Here is a 733-nt window from a genome sequence, read left to right on the forward strand (position 1 = left end):
GGTCCAACCGGTGGCCGCGGAACCCGTAGGCCCGGCAAGCGCAGCGCCGCCGGGCAAAAGCGATAAGGCTAATACTGAGGAGGGAACCTCACATGTCTGACTATCGTCGCAGTTATATCCCCGGCGGCTGCTGGTTCTTCACCGTTAACCTGCAAAATCGCCACAGCGATCTCCTGACGCGGCATATTGCTCATCTGCGTATCGCTACAGCGCTGGTTAAAAGCAAAAAACCTTTTCTGATTAACGCCTGGGTGGTTTTACCGGAGCATATGCACTGCATCTGGACTCTGCCTGAGGGGGATACCGATTATTCCGGTCGCTGGCGGGATATTAAAAAAACGTTTACCCGGGCGCTGGCGCAGCGCCACATCTGGCAACCGCGCTTCTGGGAACATGCCATCCGTAATGAAGAAGATTACCGGCGGCATATGGATTACGTTTATATCAATCCCGTTAAGCACGGTTATGTCCGTCGGGTGCAGGATTGGCCGTATTCGACCTTTCATCGTGATGTGCGCCGGGGATGGTACCCCCCGGAGTGGGCGGGTGAGGTAAGCGACTTTGATGCAGGCGAGAGGCGATAATGCTCGGGTAAGACATTGCCGCCATCGAAACCACAAAGTGCCGGATGGCGGGTAACGCCTTATCCGGCCTACGGTCCAACAGGTGACCGCGGACCCCGTAGGCCCGGCAAGCGCAGCGCCGCCGGGCGGTCAACAGCAGAGCGGGTACT

General features: G+C 57.7%; 1 protein-coding gene. It reads left to right on the forward strand.

Annotated features, from left to right (window positions below):
* Positions 1 to 92 precede the first annotated feature (92 nt).
* Positions 93 to 584 (forward strand): transposase, encoded by a 492-nt coding sequence (locus ABLV52_RS00625; RefSeq protein WP_117128432.1) that lies wholly within the window; start codon positions 93 to 95, stop codon positions 582 to 584.
* The last annotated feature ends 149 nt before the right edge of the window (positions 585 to 733 follow it).

Source organism: Klebsiella sp. GB_Kp056 (assembly GCF_040064755.1).
Taxonomy (GTDB): Bacteria; Pseudomonadota; Gammaproteobacteria; order Enterobacterales; family Enterobacteriaceae; genus Klebsiella; species Klebsiella quasipneumoniae.

What these genes read in the sequence shown, in the direction of transcription:
- ABLV52_RS00625 (WP_117128432.1), top strand. Translation starts at nt 93, where the DNA reads ATGTCTGACTATCGTCGCAGTTATATCCCCGGCGGCTGCTGGTTCTTC.